Below are 17,596 nucleotides of genomic sequence, written 5' to 3'. Positions count from 1 at the left end.
TAATTACTTGCCAGCGCGGGCGCGTGCCACGGCCGCTTCCAGATTCGTCCAGGCCGGCTGGTGGCTGCGGCTGCGGCGCAGATAGGCGGCCAGCTGGGCCACGTCGTTGTCCGTCAGCGAGGCGGCAAAGCCGGGCATCAGCACGCCGGGCATGGCTTCGTCCTTGCTCAAGCCGTGCAGGATCACCTGGATCAGGTTGGCGGGATCGGGCGCGCTGACGGCGCTGTTCAGGCTCAGTTCCGGCCGCAGCGCCGCGGGCTTGCCATCGCTGTTCGAATGGCACGACGCGCAGGCGGCCACGTACAGGCTGGCGCCACGGTCGTTGTCGACCAGGCTGACGCGCTGCGAACGCTTGATGCCGGCTTTTACCACGGTATCGGTATCGACCTGGCGTTGCTCTGCACCGGCCACGCCCGCAAAATACACGGACAGCGCGCGGATATCGCTATCGGGCGAAGCACCCATGCCTTCATGCACGACAGCCGACATGGGCCCGGCCGCCACGCCGTGCAGGGACGTCGCCCCCGTGCGCAAAAAGGCGTACAGCTCGTCCTGCGTCCACGGCAGCGGGGCCGTGTTGGCGCTGGTCAAGGCCGGCGCATACCAGTGGTCGATGGGCGCGCCCAGGTAGGATGAGCCGGCAAGTTCGGCGCCCAGCGCATTGCGCGGCGTGTGGCAGGCGGCGCAATGGGCCAGGCCTTCGGCCAGGTAGCGGCCCCGGTTCCAGTCCAGGCCTTGCGCGGGGTTCAGCTGAAAGCTGGCCGGCTTGAAAAACAGCAGCTTCCAGCCTGCCTGCAGCGGCCGCAAGTTCAGGGGGAAAGGCACGCTGTTGGCGGGCCCCACCGCATACACGGGCGGTCGCGTCATGAAATACGCGTACAAGGCCGCCAGGTCGTCATCCGAGACGAGGTTGAAATGGGTGTACGGAAAGACGGGATACAAATGGGCACCGTCGCGGCCCACGCCTTCGCGCATGGCCCGCTGGAAGGCGGCCTGCGACCAGCGGCCGATGCCCGTTTGCCTGTCGGGCGTGATATTCGTCGCATAGATCGTGCCGAACGGCGTGGCCAGGCCGTGGCCGCCCGCATACTCGGCGCCGCCCTTGGCCGTATGGCAGGCGGCGCAATTGCCCATGCCGGCCAGGATGCGGCCCCGCTCCACCACTTGCGGGGAAAATGCCGTGGCGGCAGGGGGATCGATGGGCGCCAGCGCGGGACGCCAGTAATACAGATACGCGGCCAGGGCCGCCACGATGAGCAATGCCAGCGACAGCAGCAAGCCGGTGAAGATTTTCTTGAGCAAAACAGGAGTCCGGTAAAAGGCCAGGCACGCGCCTGCCGCGCACGGACGGCGGCAGCAGAGCAGATTGTGGCAATGAATGGGAGAATCTTACCGCGATTGTGACTTGTTGTATGTACGCAATGACACGCACGTGCCGCCTGCAGGCGGGCTGCGCCTTATAATCAGCGTTTCAGCACGCCGCCGCTCCTTCATGCATACCGTTACCATCATCCTCATCCTCGTGTTGACCGTCGTCCTGTGCGGCTTTCTCGCCCGCTCGCGCTGGGTCAAGCTACCGCTGCCCCTGATCCAGATCGCCGGCGGCACGGGATTGGCCGTGTTTGGCGTGCAAGTGCCGCTCGATCCCGATATTTTCTTCCTGCTCTTCATCCCGCCGCTGCTGTTTCTCGATGGCTGGCGCATTCCCAAGGGCGCCTTCTTTTCCGATGCGCGCTCGATCCTGATGCTGGCCATCGGCCTCGTGCTGTTTACCGTGCTGGGCATGGGCTTTTTCATCGACTGGCTGATTCCCAGCGTGCCGCTGGCCGTCGCCTTCGCGCTGGGCGCCATCCTCTCGCCGACGGACCCCGTGGCCGTCTCCGCGATCGCCGCAGGCAATCCGATCCCGCCGCGCCTGATGCACATCCTCGAAGGCGAATCCCTGCTCAACGACGCGTCGGGCCTCGTCTGCTTCACGTTTGCCGTGGGCGCCATGATGACGGGCGGCTTTTCCATCGGCGCCGCCTCGCTGAGTTTCCTGCAGGAAGCAGGCGGCGGCATCATCATCGGTCTGGCCATCTCATGGGGCGTGGGCCTGGCGAATAAATGGCTGGTGAGCAAGGTCGGCGAAGAACCGGGCCTGCAAATCCTCATCAGCATCCTGATCCCGTTTGCCGCCTACCTGGGCGCCGAGCAAATCCACGGCTCCGGCATCCTGGCCGCCGCCACGGCGGGCGTGTCCATGCATTATGCCGACCTGATCGGCCGCCCGCTGGCTGCCACGCGCACCCAGCGCAAGGCCGTGTGGGATACCGTGCAACTGGTCTTGAATGGCGTGATCTTCGTCATGCTGGGTGCACAGCTGCCCACCACCGTTGCCGGCTTGCCCGCCGCCTCAGCCGAGATCGGCGCCGGCAGCGCCTGGAAACTGCCGCTGTTCGTCATCGCCATCACGGTGGGACTGACCTTCATGCGCTTCCTCTGGGTCTTCATTTCCATGAAGCTGACCCTGTTCAAGCACCACAAGAAGGTGGCGGGCGAACCGAAGGACGCGGCGCTGCTGGCCCGCCCCAGCCTGCGATTGCTGCTGGTGGCGTCGTTCGCGGGCGTGCGCGGCGCGCTGACCCTGGCCGGCATTTTGACCCTGCCCTTGTTCCTGCCCGATGGCACGCGCTTTCCCGCGCGCGACCTCGTCATCTTCCTGGCCATGGGCGTGATTTTGCTGTCGCTGCTGCTGGCCAGCGTCACCCTGCCCCTGCTGACCAAGGGCCTCGTCTTCGCGCCGCCCGCGCGCCGTTCGACGGAAGAGCGCAACGCCCGCGCCGCTGCCGCCGAAGCGGCCATCGCGCGGCTGGAAAAAGTGTGCGAAGGCATCGACAAGAATGACAAGCAGCAAGTCGTCACGGAAGCGGCCAACCGCCTGATCGAAGCCTACCGGCGCCGCCTCGCGTATGGCGAAAGCAGCAACGACGAGGCGATGCGCTTGCAGGAACTGGCCAGGGCCGAACGCTCGCTGCGCCTGGAAGCGCTCAATGCGGAGCGCGATGAACTGTTCCGCCGCCGCATCTCGGGCGAGCTGGACGACACCATTCACTTGCGCCTGCTGCGCGAAATCGACTTGCTGGAAGCGACACTGGAAGAATAGCAACACTCTGGCCCGCCGAGGCAGTGTTGATAAGTAATTCTCATGGTAAAGAATGCAAGTTTTCACATTCGTGTTTATAATGCAAGGTTTATGGCGTCATGCCGTGATTTACTTTCAACATGGACTTCCGTAGAGTCTGTGTTGCGAAGTAACTATTTGAATAGCCACCGACCTGCATAAAGACACCGACGCCGTGCCCTCCTTCCCTCGCTACCGGCAGCGCCCCGCGCCGCCCGTCCTGCTCGCTGTCGTGCTGCTGGCCTCGCTGCTCGCCTGCGGTGCGCTGGCGCCGTGCGCGGCGTGGGCGCAAACGGGCGCGGCTGCCGACGCCAGGCGTCCCGCCGAAGTGGCGCAGGTCCTGTTCGGCATCATCAGTTATGTGCGCTGGCCCGTGGCGCGCCAGGAAGTGCGTGTCTGCATGCTCGGTGCGCCACGCTACGGCGCGTCCATCGTCGACACGCCCGCTTCCAGTCTGGGCCAGCGCATCCGCGTGAAACTCCCGGCGATGGCCAGCGCGGCCAGCGAATGCGACGTCGTCTATATGGGCAGCCTGCCCGAGGGCGAACGCGAGCATCTGCTGGCGCAGATCATCGGCAAACCGATTCTATCGGTCGCCGAACCGGGTACTTCCTGCGCCGTGGGCACCATGTTCTGCCTGCGCCTGACCGAGGCGCAGATCGGTTTTGACGTCAACCTCGACGCCATCGCCCGCAGCGGCCTGCGCGTGCATCCGAATGCCTTGCAAATTGCACGTCGCAAGGGACCGCCGCCATGAGCGCCCGCATGAGCAACAAGCACGCCCGCCAGCCCCGCCGCACGCTCGACAGCGTGCTGCGGCGCGCCCACCTGAGCGTGTCGCTGATCGCCGTGCTGGCCGCCGGCCTGACGCTGACTGCCGTGGCGCTGCTGGCCCTGCGCGTGTATTCGGACCAGAACCTGCGCTTGGTGGCCCGTTCGATGAGCTATACGGTGGAAGGGGCCGTCGTCTTTGGCGACTCCATGGCCGCCAGGGAAGCGCTGGCCCTGATCGGCGTCAATGAAGATATCGACCAGGCGCAGGTGAGCGACCAGGACGGCAAGGTGCTGGCCCGCTGGGAACGGGGCGAACACGGCACGCGCTACTACATCGAGCGTGCGCTGACGGGCTGGATGCTGCCCGATTCGCTGACCTTCCCCATCATGCGCAATGAACAGGCCATCGGCAGCATCAAGCTGGTGCCGCACAGCCGCAGCCTGCTGCCCTTCCTGCTCAGCGGCCTTTCCTGCCTGCTCGCCTGCCTGGTGCTGAGCCTGGTCGTCGCCGTGCGCCTGTCGCGCAGCATGGAAACGGAAATCACGTCGCCTCTGCGCCACCTGGCGGAAACGGCCCACCGCGTGCGGCGCGACCGCTCGTTCGAGCTGCGCGTACCGCCCGCCAATATCGCCGAGCTGAACCAGATCAATGACGACTTCAACGCCCTGCTCGACGAACTGGAAGCGTGGCAAAGCCATCTGCAGAAGGAACACGCCTCGCTGTCGCACCGCGCCAACCATGACAGCCTGACGGGCCTGTCGAACCGCGCCTTCATGGAAGCGGAACTGGAACGCGCCATCCTCGACGCGCGGGTCGGCAATGGCAAGGTGGCCGTGCTGTTCCTCGACAGCGACCGCTTCAAGTACATCAACGACACCTTCGGCCATGCCTCGGGCGACCGCGTGCTGGTGACGATCGCCGCGCGCATCAAGCAGCAATTGCGCGAAGGCGACCTGGTGGCGCGCCTGGGCGGCGACGAATTCGCCATCGTGCTCAAGCCGCTGCGCAACAGCAGCGACGCCATGCACATTGCCGACAACATCATCGCCGCCATGGCGCAAGCCATTGAACTGCCCACCGGCAACAGCATCGTCAGCTCGCTGACCATCGGCGTGGCCGTCTTTCCCGATCACGCCATCGACGCCATCTCGCTCGTCGGCGCGGCGGACGAAGCCATGTACCGCGCCAAGCAGGCGCAGCGCGGCACGCGCCAGGTGGCACGCCTGCCGCAACCCCATACTCACCCCTGAACCAAGGAGCAACACCATGCAATTCATCTACACGCAATTACGCCGCGGCTTACTCGGCTTGTTCATGCTGGGCCTGCTGGCCGCCTGCCAGAGCACGCCAGAAATCAAACCGCTGTTCAATGCCGAGCAAGTGGCCACCTTGAAGGAACAAGGCTTCAACCAGACGGACGAAGGCTGGGAACTGAGCTTTACCGACAAGCTGCTGTTCGAATTCGACGCCGCCAAGCTGATCGCACCCAGCCGGGGCGCCATCCAGAAAATCAGCGCCGCCCTGCTGAAAGTGGGCATTACCCACATGCGCGTGGAAGGCCATACGGATAACGAAGGCACGGAAGCGTACAACAACAAGCTGTCGCTGGCGCGCGCCAACGTGGTGGCCGACGCCATGAGCGCATCGGGCATTCCGCGCGAGAACATCACCGTCAAGGGTCTGGGCATGAGCAAACCCGTGGCCTCGAACGCCAGCAAGACGGGCAAGGCGGAAAACCGCCGCGTCACCGTCATCGTTTCGGCGCCTTGACCATGGGCGTGCCCGCCGTGCGCTGGGTCGTGATGGGCGTATCCGGCTGCGGCAAGAGCGCCGTCGGCAGCCTGCTGGCCGGCGCCTTGCACGTGCCCTACGTCGAAGGCGACGAGGTGCACTCCCCGGAAAACGTGGCCAAGATGGCGGCCGGCATTCCCCTCGACGATGCCGACCGGGCCGGCTGGCTGGCCGCCCTGCGCGAGCGCATCGCCACGGCCCGCGCGCAAGGCAGCGGCCTCGTCGTCTCGTGCTCGGCCCTGAAGCGCGCCTACCGCGACGTGCTGCGCGAGGGCGACCCGGCCCTGCGCTTCATCCACCTCGATGGCCCGCGCGACGTGCTGGAAAGCCGCTTGCAGCGCCCCGGCCATTTCATGCCGGCCAGCCTGCTCGACAGCCAGCTGGCCGCCTTGCAGCCATTGCAGCCGGACGAGGCCGGCATGGTGCTCGACATCCGCCAGCCGCTACCCGTGTTACTGGAACAAATCCTGCAGGCGCCCTGACTGGCGGCTGCGCGGCTGGACAGCCCGCGGCCCCCTGTGTAGACTGGCGCGCACTTTCATGAGGGATTTTTATGAGCACACCAACGACAAAACCAGCACCGGGCCCGGAATTCTGGGAACGCGCCGACCAGGTCATCGCCCTGGCCAATGAGCAATGCATGCACAGCGGCGGCAATGAAGTGGCCACCTCGCTGCTGTACGCAGCCGCCCGCTTCAACGCCTTCCTCGTCGCCAGCAAGAGCAATGACGTGGCCAAGATGCAGGAAGAAAAGGAAGGCGCCGTGGCCTTCTTCACGGAACAATACAAGCGCATGCTGACCGACAACTTCAACGACTACATCACCAACTTCGACAAGTACACGCAACCATCGTCGGCCCCCAAAGCCTGATGACGGCGGCCAGCCTGGATGGCCACCGCGCCCGCGCCACCCGCGCCGATAGCGTGCTGCACGGCACGGTGCGCTTTGCGCCGCTGACCTCCCTATGGCTGACGGTCATGCTGGCCGGCGCCGTGACGGGCGCCCTGTGCTTCTTCAGCTGGACCGGTCTGCTGCTGTTTGCGGCCGGCACGGCCATCGTCCTGCTGTTCGGCCACTCGCTGGGCAGCCACCGCAAGCTGATCCACGACAGCTTTGAATGCCCGCAATGGCTGGAATACCTGCTGGTGTACCTGGGCGTGCTGGTGGGCCTCAGCGGTCCGCTGGGCCTGCTGCGCCAGCACGAACTGCGCGACTATGCGCAGCGCCTGCCCGATTGCCACCCCTATTTGCGCCACGGCGCCGGTTTCTGGCGCGATGCCTGGTGGCAATTGTTCTGCCACCTCGACCTCGACCACCCGCCGCACATCGCCATCGAGCCGCGCATCGCGCACGACCGCTTTTACCGTTTTCTGGAAAGAAGCTGGATGCTGCAGCAACTGCCATGGGCCCTGCTGTTCTTTGTCTGGGGCGGCTGGGGCCTGGTCTGCTGGGGCGTCTGCGCGCGGGTCAGCGCCGGCGTGCTCGGCCATTGGTTGATCGGCTACTTCGCCCACAACCATGGCCAGATGCACTTCCACGTCGACGGCGCCGCCGTGCAGGGCCGGAATATCCGCCTGACGTCGCTGCTGACGATGGGCGAATGCTGGCACAACAACCATCACGCGTATCCGGGCTCAGCCAGGCTGGGCCTGCTGCCGGGAGAATGGGACCCGGGCTGGTGGATGCTGCTGCTGTTGCGGCGCCTGGGGCTCGTCTCCGGCCTGCGCCTGCCGCAAGACCTGGCGCCGCGGCCGGAACTGCGCGAAACGGCTGGCTGCAGATAGTTATTGACCAATCGTTCACCAATGCATATAGTGGTGCCAGAAACAGGGCATCCCGCCCCGTCGCACCCATCGCCTACCTACCATGGCCAGACCACGCAACTTTGACGAAGCGACCGTCACCAGCCAGGCCGCCGCCGTCTTTGGCAGCTTGGGCTACAACGCCGCGTCGATCGATGACCTGGTCAAGGCGACGGGTTTGCTGCGCGGCAGCCTGTACAAGGCTTTCGGCTCCAAACGCCATCTGTTTGAGCGCGTGCTGACACAAGCACTGCAGCCTGGCTGGCCAGCGCGGGAAGAAGCGGTCGATTTGCTGATCATCGCCTTGAAGGAACTGGCGCCCTCTGACGCCGCCATCACGGCGCTGTGCCGTGCCGCCGTACTGGACACGGGTGCCGATACGTCCCGCCTGCTGGGCGAACGCCTGTTAAGCCATCTGGATCAACCAACGAAGGAGACACCATGCCTAGCCTCGAATTGAACGACGATGCACTGACCATCCGCCTGGCCCTGTGGGAAAAACTGGCGTCCTTTCAGGGCAACCTGTGCATTCCCCTGCAACATGTGCGTGGAGCCACCGACGATGACGGTTTCCGCGGCGCGGCCCTTGGCTTGCGCGCACCGGGCACCAACCTGCCGGGAGTCATTTCGGCAGGCACGTATCACAAGGGCGGCGACCGCCAGTTCGTCTTCATGACGCGTGGCATGCAGCCACTGGTCATCGAATTGCAAGGCGAAAAATGGGCGCGCCTGGTGCTGGGCGTGCCTGATGCACGCGCCATGGCGGCGCGCATCAATGCGCTGGCCATGGCGCCAGCCTGAAGCATCAGTCCGGTTCGCCAACCAGGTAGTTGTTCTTCACGCGCACATAGTGCTCGGCCGAATAGCGCAGGTAGGCGATTTCCGCTTCCGTCAGCGCGCGTACCTTGGCGGCGGGACGGCCCACGTACAGGTGCCCGCTTTCCAGCACCTTGCCCGGCGACACCAGGCTGCCCGCGCCCAGCATCACGTGCTTTTCCACCACCACGTCATCCATGACGATGCTGCCCATGCCGATCAGGCACTCGTCGCCAATCGTGCAGCCGTGCAAGATGACGGAGTGGCCGATGGTCACGTATTTGCCGATGGTCAACGGTGACCCGTCGGGCTTGGCCGCGTTCCTGTGCGATACGTGACCCATGGAAAAGTCCTGGATATTGCTGCCTTCACCGATGACGATGCGGTTGACGTCGCCGCGCAGCACGCTGTTGCACCAGATCGAGCAGTCGTCGCCGATCTGCACGTCGCCAATCACTTGCGCCGTGTCATGCAGGTAGACGCGCTCGCCCACGACGGGGCGGGTATTCAGGTAGGAACTGACAGGCATCGCTTTCTCACTCTTCATTAAATTGAAACAACAGGATTCACACCCAGCCGGCGGCCAGCGCAAAAATCGCCAGGCCATGGGCCAGGGACGCGCCCAGTAAGCCGGCACGGCAATATACCAGCCCCGCCACCACGCCTTCGATCACGGTGAAGACGACGATGGGCGCACCCACCTGCGTGACGGTGGTGGCAAGGAAGGCGTGGCACAGGCCAAACAGCAGGCCCGACACCAGCGCCGCGCGCCAGGCCGGCAGCCAGGCGCGCAATTGCTGTTGCAGCAAGCCGCGAAACAGCAATTCCTCATAACAGTTGGCCGCCAGCGCAAAGCCCAGCAGCAAGGGTAGCAGCGATGACGCGACGGGCGGCAGGGACGGCAAGCCGAACAACGCTTTCAAACCCGTCGCCAGCGCGATGATCAGTGCCGCGCCCGCCACGCCCAGCAGCACGGACAGAACCGGGCGCATGCCGAACCAGCGGATCTGGCGGCACGCCTCGTTTTCCAGCCAGCACGTGCTGGCCACCAGCCCCAGCGACATGGTGCCCAGCACCAGCAAGACCAGCGGCGGCGCAGTGAAGCGCAAACCGCCCGCCGCCACTTGCCAGTAGCCGTGCGCCGTCATCGCGTCGCGCGCCAGCACGAAAAACACGATGTGCACGAGCACGCGCAGCAGCGGCACCGTCCGGGGAACGGCCAGCAGCAAGGCGGCGCAGACGAGGAAGGCGGGCGTGATCGCCAGCAGATACTGCGCCAGGGAAGTCAGGTCGGCCATCGCTCACATCGGGAAAAGACGGTGCCAACGGGCACGGGCGCAGCAATTGTATGCGGCGGCTGGCAAAATGGGCAAATATCCATGCTATGCCGCCTTGCGCCCCCAATGCATCAGCCCATGCGCCGCCAGTCCCGCCGCCAGCCCCCACAGGGCGCCGCCCACGCCCAGCAGGGTCACGTTCGCAGCCGTGGCCAGGAAGGTGATCAAGGCCGTTTCGCGCATGCGCACGTCCGCCATCGCCTGTGCCAGGCTATTGCCGATGGCGCCCAGCAAGGCCAGGCCCGCCAGCGCCGTGATGAAGGAGCGCGGCAAGACCATGAACAGGCTGGCCAGGGTGACGCCGAAGATACCCACGAGGATGTACAACACGCCGCAAGTCAGGCCCGCGACATAGCGTTTCGACGGGTCCGCATGGGCATCCTTGCCCGTGCAGATGGCGGCCGTGATGGCGGCCACGTTGAAGGCGTGCGCGCCGAACGGCGCCATGAGCAGCGAACCGAGCCCCGTCACCGTCAAGATAGGATTGGCGCTGACCTGGTAGCCGTCGTTGCGCAGCACCAGCATGCCGGGCATGTATTGCCCCGTCAGGGTGATCAGGAACAGGGGCAGCGCCACGCCCAGCAGGGACGCCACGGAAAAACGCGGCATCTCGAACACGGGCGCGGCCAAGGCCAGTTCGATGCCTTGCGCATCGATGCGCCCCTGCGCCAGCAGCAGGGCCAGGCCGATCAGCATGATGCCGACCACGGCAAAGCGTGCCGTAAAGCGGCGCAGCACGGCGTACGACAGCAGCAATACCACCACCAGCACAGGATCGGCGCTGGCGCCGCCAAACGCGTTCACGCCGAACTGCAGCAGGATGCCGGCCAGCAAACCGGCGGCGATGCCACCGGGGATCAGCCGCACGAGACGTTCGAAGGCGCCGGACATGCCCAGCAGAATGAAGGCGATGGCGGAAATCATATAGGCGCCGATCACCTCGGCATACGGCGTGTGCGGCATGACGGTGGCGAGAAAAGCCACACCGGGCGTGGACCAGGCCGTGAGGATGGGCGCGCGGTAGCGGTAGCTGAGCCAGATGCCCGTCACGCCCACGCCGATGCTCAGCGACCAGACCCAGGACGCCGTCTGCGCGGCGCTCAGCTGGGCCAGCTGGGCCGCCTGGAACACCAGCACGAAGGTGCCGCCATAGTTAACGAGGACGGAAATGAAGGCGGCCATGGCGGGGGATGCCAGGTCGCGCCAGCGCGCCCGGCCAGCCATGGCGGCGGTTGTTGTGGTTGTTGTCATGTATATGCCTCTGCCATTAAAAGCCAGCATATTAATGCTCACATGGACTGCTCAGGCAGGCCAATTCAAGAACATACAGCAGACCACTTTGACAGCATTAACCGAGCGCGCGGGCCAGGCGGACGATGCCGCTGTCAATCTCGTGCGGGGTGAGCGTCGCAAAGCCCAGCAGCCAGCCGCCGCGCGCCGGCGGCGTCGCGTACAGCCGGCTCAGGCCCGGCAGCACGATGCCCGCCTGCGCCGCCATGCGTATCGTTTCCAGCTCCACCCTGCCCTCGTGCAGCAGGCACGGCATCTGCAAGCCGCCCGGCGGCAGCTGCGCCGTGACCACGTGCGGCAAGTGCCGCTGCACGGCCTGCGCCATCGCATCGCGGCGCACGGCGTAGACCTTGCGCATGGCGCGCACATGGGCCGCAAAGTGGCCGTCGGCGATGAAACGGGCCAGTGTCAGCTGATCGAGTTGCGGCGTGTGGCCATCGAGGATGCTGCGCGCATGGGTCATCGCTTGCACCAGCGCGGGCGGCAGCACCATGTAACCGATGCGCAGCCCCGGATACAGCGACTTGGCGAAGGTGCCCAGGTAAATCGTGCGCTGCTGCGTGTCGAGCCCCTGCACGCACGCCGTCGGCAAGCCCGCGTAGTGGAACTGGCTGTCGTAATCATCCTCGATGATCCAGCCCTGGCGCTCGGCCGCCCAGGCAGTCAGGGCCAGGCGGCGCTCGAGCGCCAGGGTGGCGCCCGTCGGATATTGATGCGACGGCGTGACGTACGCCGTGTTGGCGCCGCTGCGGTCCGCCCGCAGATGTTTGATGGACAAGCCATGCGCATCGACGGGCACGGGCACGACGCGCAGCTGCGCCATCTCGAACGCCTTGCGCGCGCCGAAATAGCCGGGGTCTTCCATCAGGATGGGGCCATGCGCGTCGACCAGCACCTGCGCGCACAGGTACAGCGCCTGGCGCGTGCTGCTCAGCACCAGCACCTGGCTGGCCGTGGCCCGCGCGCCCCGCTCCAGGTTGACATAGTCGGCGATGGCCTGGCGCAAAGGCTCTGCCCCTTGCGGGTCGCCGTGCAGCAGCACATGGTGTTCGCTGGCCGCCTGGCGCCGCAAGCGCTCCCACACGTCAAGCGGAAAAGCCCGCGTTTCCGGCAAGCCCGTGGCGAAAGCTTTTACGGTCTGCTGGTCGGCCACGCCGCCGCTGGCGAGAATCTGTGCGCCGCGCGCGCTGAGCGCCACCGTCTGCGTGGACAAGGGCGGCAGCGTCATCGCAGACTTGCCCAGCAAGTTCGCCCCTATCGTCGGCGAGACGAAACTGCCCGATCCCGCCTGGCGCTGGATATAACCGTCCAGGCGCAGCTGCGCGTACGCCATTTCCACCGTATCGCGCGACACGCCCAGCGATTGCGCCAGCGCGCGCGTGGCCGGCAGGCGCAGGCCCGGCGCCAGCACGCCATCGAGTATCAGCTGGCGCAGCGCACGTTGCACGCGCACGCGCAAATCGAGCGCCGCCAGTTCGGGCGCGGCGATGCGGATTTTCAGGGTGTCGAGTTCGAACTGCGGCGTCATGTGGCCTTGGCGCGGACGGCATCCACGGCAGCCATGCTGCTGGCCAGCGAAAAACCGTGCTGCTGCAGCACGGCCACCAGCTGTTCGCCGGCGCAGCCCAAACGCAGGTTTTCCGCCACCCAGTCCCGCCAGGCGGCGCCGATCTCCGGCATCGCTTCCTCTTCCAGGGTGAGACCCAGTATGCACTTGGCCAGCAAGCCGTTGATGCGTTTCGTGTCGATCAGGTGCTGCACCACGGCGTGGCCCGAGTGCGGAAATGGGTGCAGGGTACAGCGGCCGAAGGCGGCCAGGCGCTGCGCGTGCATGGCGTCGAGGTTGACCGATTCGCTGGCGCTGGCGCCAGGGTTGGCCACATCCGGCCGGGCCGCGTCAGGCCGCGTGCCGAACACCAGGTGCAGCTGCGTATGCTCGGTTGCCCTGGCGCGGCACAGGGCCGCCAGGTCGTAGTAGCCGGAGGCTGGCGGGTCTTGCGCCAGCGACTCCATCACGGGCAGCCAGCGCAGCTCGTGGTACAAGCGCGCCTGCTGCACGTCGAGGAAGGACAGCGGTCCGAAGGCGACGATCTGCTGCGCGTCCAGCAGCAAGCCATACATGACGGCAGCATACGCGCCCATGGACTGGCCGACGGTCGTTACCTGGCTGGGCGCGATGCGGCGCACGAGTTCGCGCAGGGCTTGCGCCGTCTCGTCGACATGGCTGCCCAGGCCTGCGATGCGGCGGTGGTACCAGACATTGCCCGAATCGCGCACGAGGATTTTGTTCAGGTGCTGGCCGCTAACCTGCTCCAGCTTTCTCAGGCGCCCGTAAAAATCGAAGGCGGGACGCGTGGTCCACGAAACGAAGCCGAAGGCGATCACCAGCGGCGCGCCGGGCACGATGCGGTCGACCAGCACGTCGTCGGCCGTGGTGGCCACCAGTCGATTATCCAGCGCTTGCGCTTGCAGCATCGGCCCGGCTCCCCGATCAACGTTAAAAGAATAGAAAGCATGAGTTTAATGCCAGGACTGGCAAAATGGAAACAATGAACGCTGCCGTGCGCTGAACGGCGCGAAAAACCTGCTAGTCTGCAGGCATTCCCCCTCACAGGAGCATCCCATGCCGCATCGCCTGAAATACCTTCCTCTCGCCGCCGCCATCGCCATGGCCGGTGGCTGTGCCGCCACCAGCGACAGCGCCAAGCCGAACGCCAGCCTGGCGCCGCAGGCCAGCCTGACGAATACCTACTGGAAGCTGACGCAGCTCGATGGCGCGCCCGTGGCGATGGCGCCGCAGCAGGAGCGCGAAGTGCGCATCACCCTTACCGCCGATGGCAAGGTCACCGGTTTCACAGGCTGCAACCGCGTCATGGGCGGCTATACCGTGGCCGGTACGGCCCTTCGCTTCACGCAACTGGCCGGCACGCGCATGGCCTGCCCGCCCCCTTTGATGCAGCTGGAAAGCGCCGTGCTGGCCAATTTGAACAGCGTGACGGGCTACCAGCTCGATGGCGAGAAGCTGATCCTGCTCAAGGATGGCGCGCCCGTGGCCAGGTTTGAATCGGTGTACCTGTGAAATAAAAATCGACTGCCGTTACAATGGCTTCCAGCCCATCATCTGGAAGGAAGCCATGTCCGCACTGCCCTCGCCGTCTTCATCCCCGACACCATCGGCCGCCGGCCGCTACCGCGCTTTTCTGTTCGACATGGACGGCACCGTCATCAATTCCATCGCCGCCGCCGAACGCATCTGGGGCACGTGGGCGCAGCGCCAGGGCCTCGACGTGGCGGCCTTTTTGCCCACCATCCATGGCGCGCGCTCGGTCGACACCATCGCCAAACTGCGCTTGCCCGGCGTCGACGCGCAGCGCGAGTCGCAGGGCATCACGGATGCGGAAATCATCGACGTGGAAGGGATCATTGAAATCGCGGGCGCGCTGCGCTTTTTGGAATCGCTGCCGCCCGCACAATGGGCCATCGTCACCTCGGCGCCGCGTGCGCTGGCGACGGCCCGCCTGAAGGCGGCCGGCATGCCGATACCGGCCATCATGGTGACGGCGGAAGACGTCAAGGCAGGCAAGCCGAAACCCGATTGCTACTTGCTGGCGGCTGAAAAACTGGGCGTGGCGCCCTCCGACTGCCTCGTGTTCGAAGACGCGTCGGTGGGCATCGAGGCGGGCGAAGCGGCTGGCGCGAAGGTCATCGTCGTCACGGCCACGCATGCGCACCCGCTGGCCACGCGCCACCCGGCCATCGACAATTATGAAGCCATCGTGGCAACCGTCGATAGCGACGGCTTTATTGTCCTTGCCGAGACGGCTGCAGCACGCGCGACAAGATAGACTGCTCCAGGGCAGCGAAGGCCGCATGGCCGCGCTGTCGGGGGCGCGGCAAGTCCACCGGCACGTCCATGGTGATCTGGCCATCCTCGATCAGCAGCACCCTGTCGGCCAGGGCCACGGCTTCGGCCACGTCGTGCGTCACCAGCACGGCCGTGAAACCGCGCGCCAGCCATAGCGACTCGATCAGCTGCTGCATCTCGATGCGCGTCAGGGCGTCAAGCGCACCTAGCGGTTCGTCGAGCAGCAGCAGTTGCGGCTCGTGCACGAGGGCGCGCGCCAGCGCCACGCGCTGCTTCTGCCCGCCCGACAGGGCAGATGGCCAGTCGTTTGCCCGTTCGGCCAGGCCCACCGTCCACAGCGAGGCGGCCGCCGCGCCGACGGAACGGGGCAGGCCCAGGGCCACGTTATCGAGCACCGTTTTCCACGGCAGCAGACGCGATTCCTGGAACATGATGCGGATGTCGGGCGCGCCCACGCCGCTGCCGATGGCAACCTTGCCGTCATCGACGCTTTCCAGTCCCGCGATCGAGCGCAGCAAGGTGCTCTTGCCGCAGCCGCTGCGCCCCACGATGGCGACGAACTCGCCCGCTTCCAGCTGCAGGTCGACGTTCTTCAAAACAGGACGTTCGCCATAGGCCTTGCTCAATTGCGTCAGCTCCAAAGGCACGCCACGGCGCGCCAAGGGAGCTTGCGGCGCGGCCTTGGCCTGCGGCGGCGCACTGGCCGGGTCGTATTGCACGAAATGCGACAAAAAATCCGTTTCGATCTGGATGGGGGCGAGCAGCATGGTGTCTTCCTTCGTCATTTCGTCACTATCGGTAAGCGGGATTCCATCGCAGGCAGTGGCGTTCCAGCCGGCGCGAGAACAGATCGGCCAGCTTGCCCAGCAAGGCGTACAACAAAATCCCCACCAGCACCACGTCCGTTTGCAAAAATTCGCGTGCATTCATCGTCATGTAGCCGATGCCGGCCTGCGCCGAGATGGTTTCGGCGACGATCAGCAGCACCCACACGAGGCCCAGCGAAAAGCGCACGCCGACCAGAATCGAGGGCATGGCGGCCGGCAGGATCACGTCGCGGTACAAAGGCCAGCCCGAGAGGCCATAGCTTTTCGCCATTTCGATCAAGCCCTGGTCGGCCGAGCGGATGCCGTGGAAAGTATTCAGGTAGACGGGAAAGAAGACGCCGACGGCCAGCAGGAACAGCTTGGCCGTTTCATCGATGCCGAACCACAGGATCACCAGCGGAATCAGGGCCAGCGCGGGGATGTTGCGCACCATTTGCAGGGTCGTGTCGAGCAGGGTTTCCGCGTGGCGGAAGCTGCCCGTCAATAAGCCCAGCAGCAAGCCCAGTCCCGCACCGACGGCGAAACCGACCGTCGCGCGCCACAAGCTCGTTTTCAGGTGCAGCCACAGTTCGCCCGACACGGCCAGGTGCCAGAACGCCTTCGCCACGGCCCACGGCTCGGGCAGGATGCGGCTCGACAGCCAGCCCCACTGCGTCGCCAGCTGCCAGGCCAGCAGCAACACCACGGGCAAGGCCCATGGCGCCAGCGAATCACGCCATGGCGCGGCGCGTGCCCGTCGTATGGAGCCGGCCGCCATCTCAGGCCGCCTTTTTCTGCGGCGCGGCAGGCACGATATTGCTGGCCATGACTTCGCCGAAGGGGCCGCTCAAGGACTGCTCACCCACGGCCTTGCCCTTGCCCAGCAACGGAAACACCAGTTCGGCAAAGCGGTACGATTCTTCCAGGTGCGGGTAGCCCGAGAAAATGAAGGTGTCGATGCCCAGGTCCGCGTATTCCTGCATGCGCGCCACCACGGTCGGGCCGTCGCCGACGAGGGCCGTGCCAGCGCCGCCGCGCACCAGGCCCACGCCGGCCCACAGGTTGGGCGATACTTCGAGCTTGTCGCGCCGCCCTCCATGCAGGGCCGCCATGCGCTGCTGGCCCACGGAATCCATCTTGCCGAAGGCCGCCTGCGCCTTGGCGATGATGTCGTCGTCCAGGTGGCTGATCAGTTCATCGGCCGCGCGCCAGGCCGCCTCGTTCGTTTCGCGCACGATCACGTGCAATCGGATGCCAAACCGGACCGTGCGACCTTTTTTTGCCGCGCGCGCGCGGATGTCGGCGATTTTCTCGGCGACGGCGGCCGGCGGCTCGCCCCACGTCAGGTAGACGTCCATCTGCTCGGCCGCCAGTTCATGCGCCGGTTCCGACGAGCCGCCGAAATACAGCGGTGGATACGGCTTTTGCACGGGCGGATACAGGGTTTTCGCGCCCTTCACCTGGATATGCTTGCCCTCGAAATCGTAGCCGGCTGCGCCGCCCTCGCCCGCGAGCGTGGCGCGCCACACCTTGATGAATTCATCGGAGATTTCATAGCGCTTGGCGTGGTCGGCAAACAGGCCGTCCGCTTCCAGCTCACCCTGGTCGCCGCCCGTGACGACGTTGATCAGGAGGCGTCCGTTCGACAGGCGGTCGAACGTGGACGCCATGCGCACGGCCAGGCCGGGCGTGGACAGGCCGGGGCGGATGGCGACGAGGAATTTGAGCTTTTGCGTCACGCTGATCAGCGACGACGCCACCACCCACGCGTCTTCGCAGGAGCGGCCCGTCGGCAGCAGCACGCCGTCGTAGCCGAGCGTGTCGGCGGCCACGGCCACCTGGCGCAGGTAATCGGCATCGACGGGGCGCGCGCCCTGCGACGTGCCCAGGTAACGGCTGTCGCCGTGGGTAGGGATAAACCAGAAGACATTCAATGACATGGTATTCGTT

At 65.7% G+C, this 17,596-nt stretch carries 20 protein-coding genes; 11 read left to right on the top strand and 9 right to left on the bottom strand.

The window, feature by feature from the left end; genetic code table 11:
* Nucleotides 1-3: 3 nt before the first annotated feature.
* Nucleotides 4-1,302, bottom strand: coding sequence for a cytochrome c (locus AC54AG_RS15815; RefSeq protein WP_496630899.1), 1,299 nt, complete (start codon nt 1,300-1,302; stop codon nt 4-6).
* A 190-nt stretch (nt 1,303-1,492) separates the two neighbouring features.
* On the opposite strand from AC54AG_RS15815, the gene AC54AG_RS15810 reads away from it, so the two are divergent.
* The 9 genes from AC54AG_RS15810 (at nt 1,493) to AC54AG_RS15770 (ending at nt 8,333) form a co-directional block, all read left to right on the top strand.
* Nucleotides 1,493-3,145: a Na+/H+ antiporter gene (locus tag AC54AG_RS15810; RefSeq protein WP_128139749.1), complete on the top strand. Its 1,653-nt coding sequence runs from the start codon at nt 1,493-1,495 to the stop codon at nt 3,143-3,145.
* Between the two features lie 193 nt (nt 3,146-3,338).
* Nucleotides 3,339-3,920 (top strand): regulatory sequestration protein YfiR, encoded by a 582-nt coding sequence (gene yfiR, locus AC54AG_RS15805; protein ID WP_072454665.1) that lies wholly within the window; start codon nt 3,339-3,341, stop codon nt 3,918-3,920.
* A gap of 8 nt (nt 3,921-3,928) precedes the next feature.
* Nucleotides 3,929-5,188: a diguanylate cyclase DgcN/YfiN gene (dgcN, locus tag AC54AG_RS15800; RefSeq protein ID WP_319992728.1), complete on the top strand. Its 1,260-nt coding sequence runs from the start codon at nt 3,929-3,931 to the stop codon at nt 5,186-5,188.
* A 16-nt stretch (nt 5,189-5,204) separates the two neighbouring features.
* Nucleotides 5,205-5,708 carry an outer membrane lipoprotein YfiB gene (gene yfiB, locus AC54AG_RS15795; protein WP_070304319.1) on the top strand — a complete coding sequence of 168 codons (504 nt, stop codon included), beginning with the start codon at nt 5,205-5,207 and terminating at the stop codon, nt 5,706-5,708.
* Between the two features lie 2 nt (nt 5,709-5,710).
* Nucleotides 5,711-6,211: a gluconokinase gene (locus tag AC54AG_RS15790; protein WP_496630898.1), complete on the top strand. Its 501-nt coding sequence runs from the start codon at nt 5,711-5,713 to the stop codon at nt 6,209-6,211.
* Nucleotides 6,212-6,282: 71 nt separating this feature from the next.
* The gene (locus tag AC54AG_RS15785) at nt 6,283-6,600 is read left to right on the top strand and encodes a DUF3144 domain-containing protein (protein ID WP_034757267.1); all 318 of its coding nucleotides are present in this window, start codon (nt 6,283-6,285) and stop codon (nt 6,598-6,600) included.
* On the top strand, nt 6,600-7,514 hold the full coding sequence (locus tag AC54AG_RS15780) for an acyl-CoA desaturase (RefSeq protein WP_496630897.1): 915 nt from the start codon (nt 6,600-6,602) through the stop codon (nt 7,512-7,514). Before AC54AG_RS15785 ends, AC54AG_RS15780 begins: the two co-directional genes overlap by 1 nt.
* Before the next feature lie 82 nt (nt 7,515-7,596).
* Nucleotides 7,597-7,992 carry a helix-turn-helix domain-containing protein gene (locus AC54AG_RS15775; RefSeq protein WP_072454667.1) on the top strand — a complete coding sequence of 132 codons (396 nt, stop codon included), beginning with the start codon at nt 7,597-7,599 and terminating at the stop codon, nt 7,990-7,992.
* Complete coding sequence (locus tag AC54AG_RS15770) at nt 7,974-8,333, top strand: hypothetical protein (RefSeq protein WP_219328290.1); 360 nt, start codon at nt 7,974-7,976, stop codon at nt 8,331-8,333. Before AC54AG_RS15775 ends, AC54AG_RS15770 begins: the two co-directional genes overlap by 19 nt.
* Nucleotides 8,334-8,337: 4 nt before the next feature.
* Here AC54AG_RS15770 and AC54AG_RS15765 read toward each other — a convergent pair whose 3' ends face one another.
* The 5 genes from AC54AG_RS15765 to AC54AG_RS15745 form a co-directional block, all read right to left on the bottom strand.
* Nucleotides 8,338-8,877 (bottom strand): gamma carbonic anhydrase family protein, encoded by a 540-nt coding sequence (locus tag AC54AG_RS15765; RefSeq protein WP_331777765.1) that lies wholly within the window; start codon nt 8,875-8,877, stop codon nt 8,338-8,340.
* Between the two features lie 37 nt (nt 8,878-8,914).
* Entirely contained in the window at nt 8,915-9,646 is a 732-nt protein-coding gene (locus AC54AG_RS15760; protein ID WP_496630896.1) for a CPBP family intramembrane glutamic endopeptidase, read from the bottom strand.
* An 84-nt stretch (nt 9,647-9,730) separates the two neighbouring features.
* A complete protein-coding gene (locus AC54AG_RS15755) occupies nt 9,731-10,909 on the bottom strand; it encodes a benzoate/H(+) symporter BenE family transporter (RefSeq protein ID WP_496631010.1) in 1,179 nt (392 codons plus the stop codon).
* 124 nt (nt 10,910-11,033) lie between these two features.
* On the bottom strand, nt 11,034-12,503 hold the full coding sequence (gene pdxR / locus AC54AG_RS15750; RefSeq protein ID WP_496630894.1) for a MocR-like pyridoxine biosynthesis transcription factor PdxR: 1,470 nt from the start codon (nt 12,501-12,503) through the stop codon (nt 11,034-11,036).
* Nucleotides 12,500-13,450, bottom strand: coding sequence for a hypothetical protein (locus AC54AG_RS15745; protein WP_496630892.1), 951 nt, complete (start codon nt 13,448-13,450; stop codon nt 12,500-12,502). The genes pdxR and AC54AG_RS15745 overlap by 4 nt, the downstream gene beginning before the upstream one ends.
* A gap of 148 nt (nt 13,451-13,598) precedes the next feature.
* Here AC54AG_RS15745 and AC54AG_RS15740 point away from each other — a divergent pair, with 148 nt between their 5' ends.
* Together AC54AG_RS15740 and AC54AG_RS15735 are read left to right on the top strand one after the other, a co-directional pair.
* Nucleotides 13,599-14,054, top strand: a complete 456-nt coding sequence (locus AC54AG_RS15740; protein WP_436481929.1) for an META domain-containing protein — start codon at nt 13,599-13,601, stop codon at nt 14,052-14,054.
* 55 nt (nt 14,055-14,109) lie between these two features.
* A complete protein-coding gene (locus AC54AG_RS15735; RefSeq protein ID WP_496630891.1) occupies nt 14,110-14,820 on the top strand; it encodes an HAD-IA family hydrolase in 711 nt (236 codons plus the stop codon).
* Here AC54AG_RS15735 and AC54AG_RS15730 read toward each other — a convergent pair.
* The 3 genes from AC54AG_RS15730 to ssuD are packed head-to-tail and all read right to left on the bottom strand — an operon-like array spanning nt 14,777 to nt 17,586.
* A complete protein-coding gene (locus AC54AG_RS15730) occupies nt 14,777-15,607 on the bottom strand; it encodes an ATP-binding cassette domain-containing protein (RefSeq protein WP_496630889.1) in 831 nt (276 codons plus the stop codon). The genes AC54AG_RS15735 and AC54AG_RS15730 overlap by 44 nt on opposite strands.
* Nucleotides 15,608-15,632: 25 nt before the next feature.
* A complete protein-coding gene (gene ssuC, locus AC54AG_RS15725; RefSeq protein ID WP_070304309.1) occupies nt 15,633-16,424 on the bottom strand; it encodes an aliphatic sulfonate ABC transporter permease SsuC in 792 nt (263 codons plus the stop codon).
* 1 nt (nt 16,425) lies between these two features.
* Nucleotides 16,426-17,586 carry an FMNH2-dependent alkanesulfonate monooxygenase gene (gene ssuD, locus AC54AG_RS15720; protein WP_034757207.1) on the bottom strand — a complete coding sequence of 387 codons (1,161 nt, stop codon included), beginning with the start codon at nt 17,584-17,586 and terminating at the stop codon, nt 16,426-16,428.
* Between the last annotated feature and the right edge of the window lie 10 nt (nt 17,587-17,596).

This window comes from Janthinobacterium sp. BCJ23, assembly GCF_059617945.1.
The sequence above is the reverse complement of the archived record's forward strand: the minus strand, read 5'-3'. Positions and strand labels throughout refer to the sequence as shown.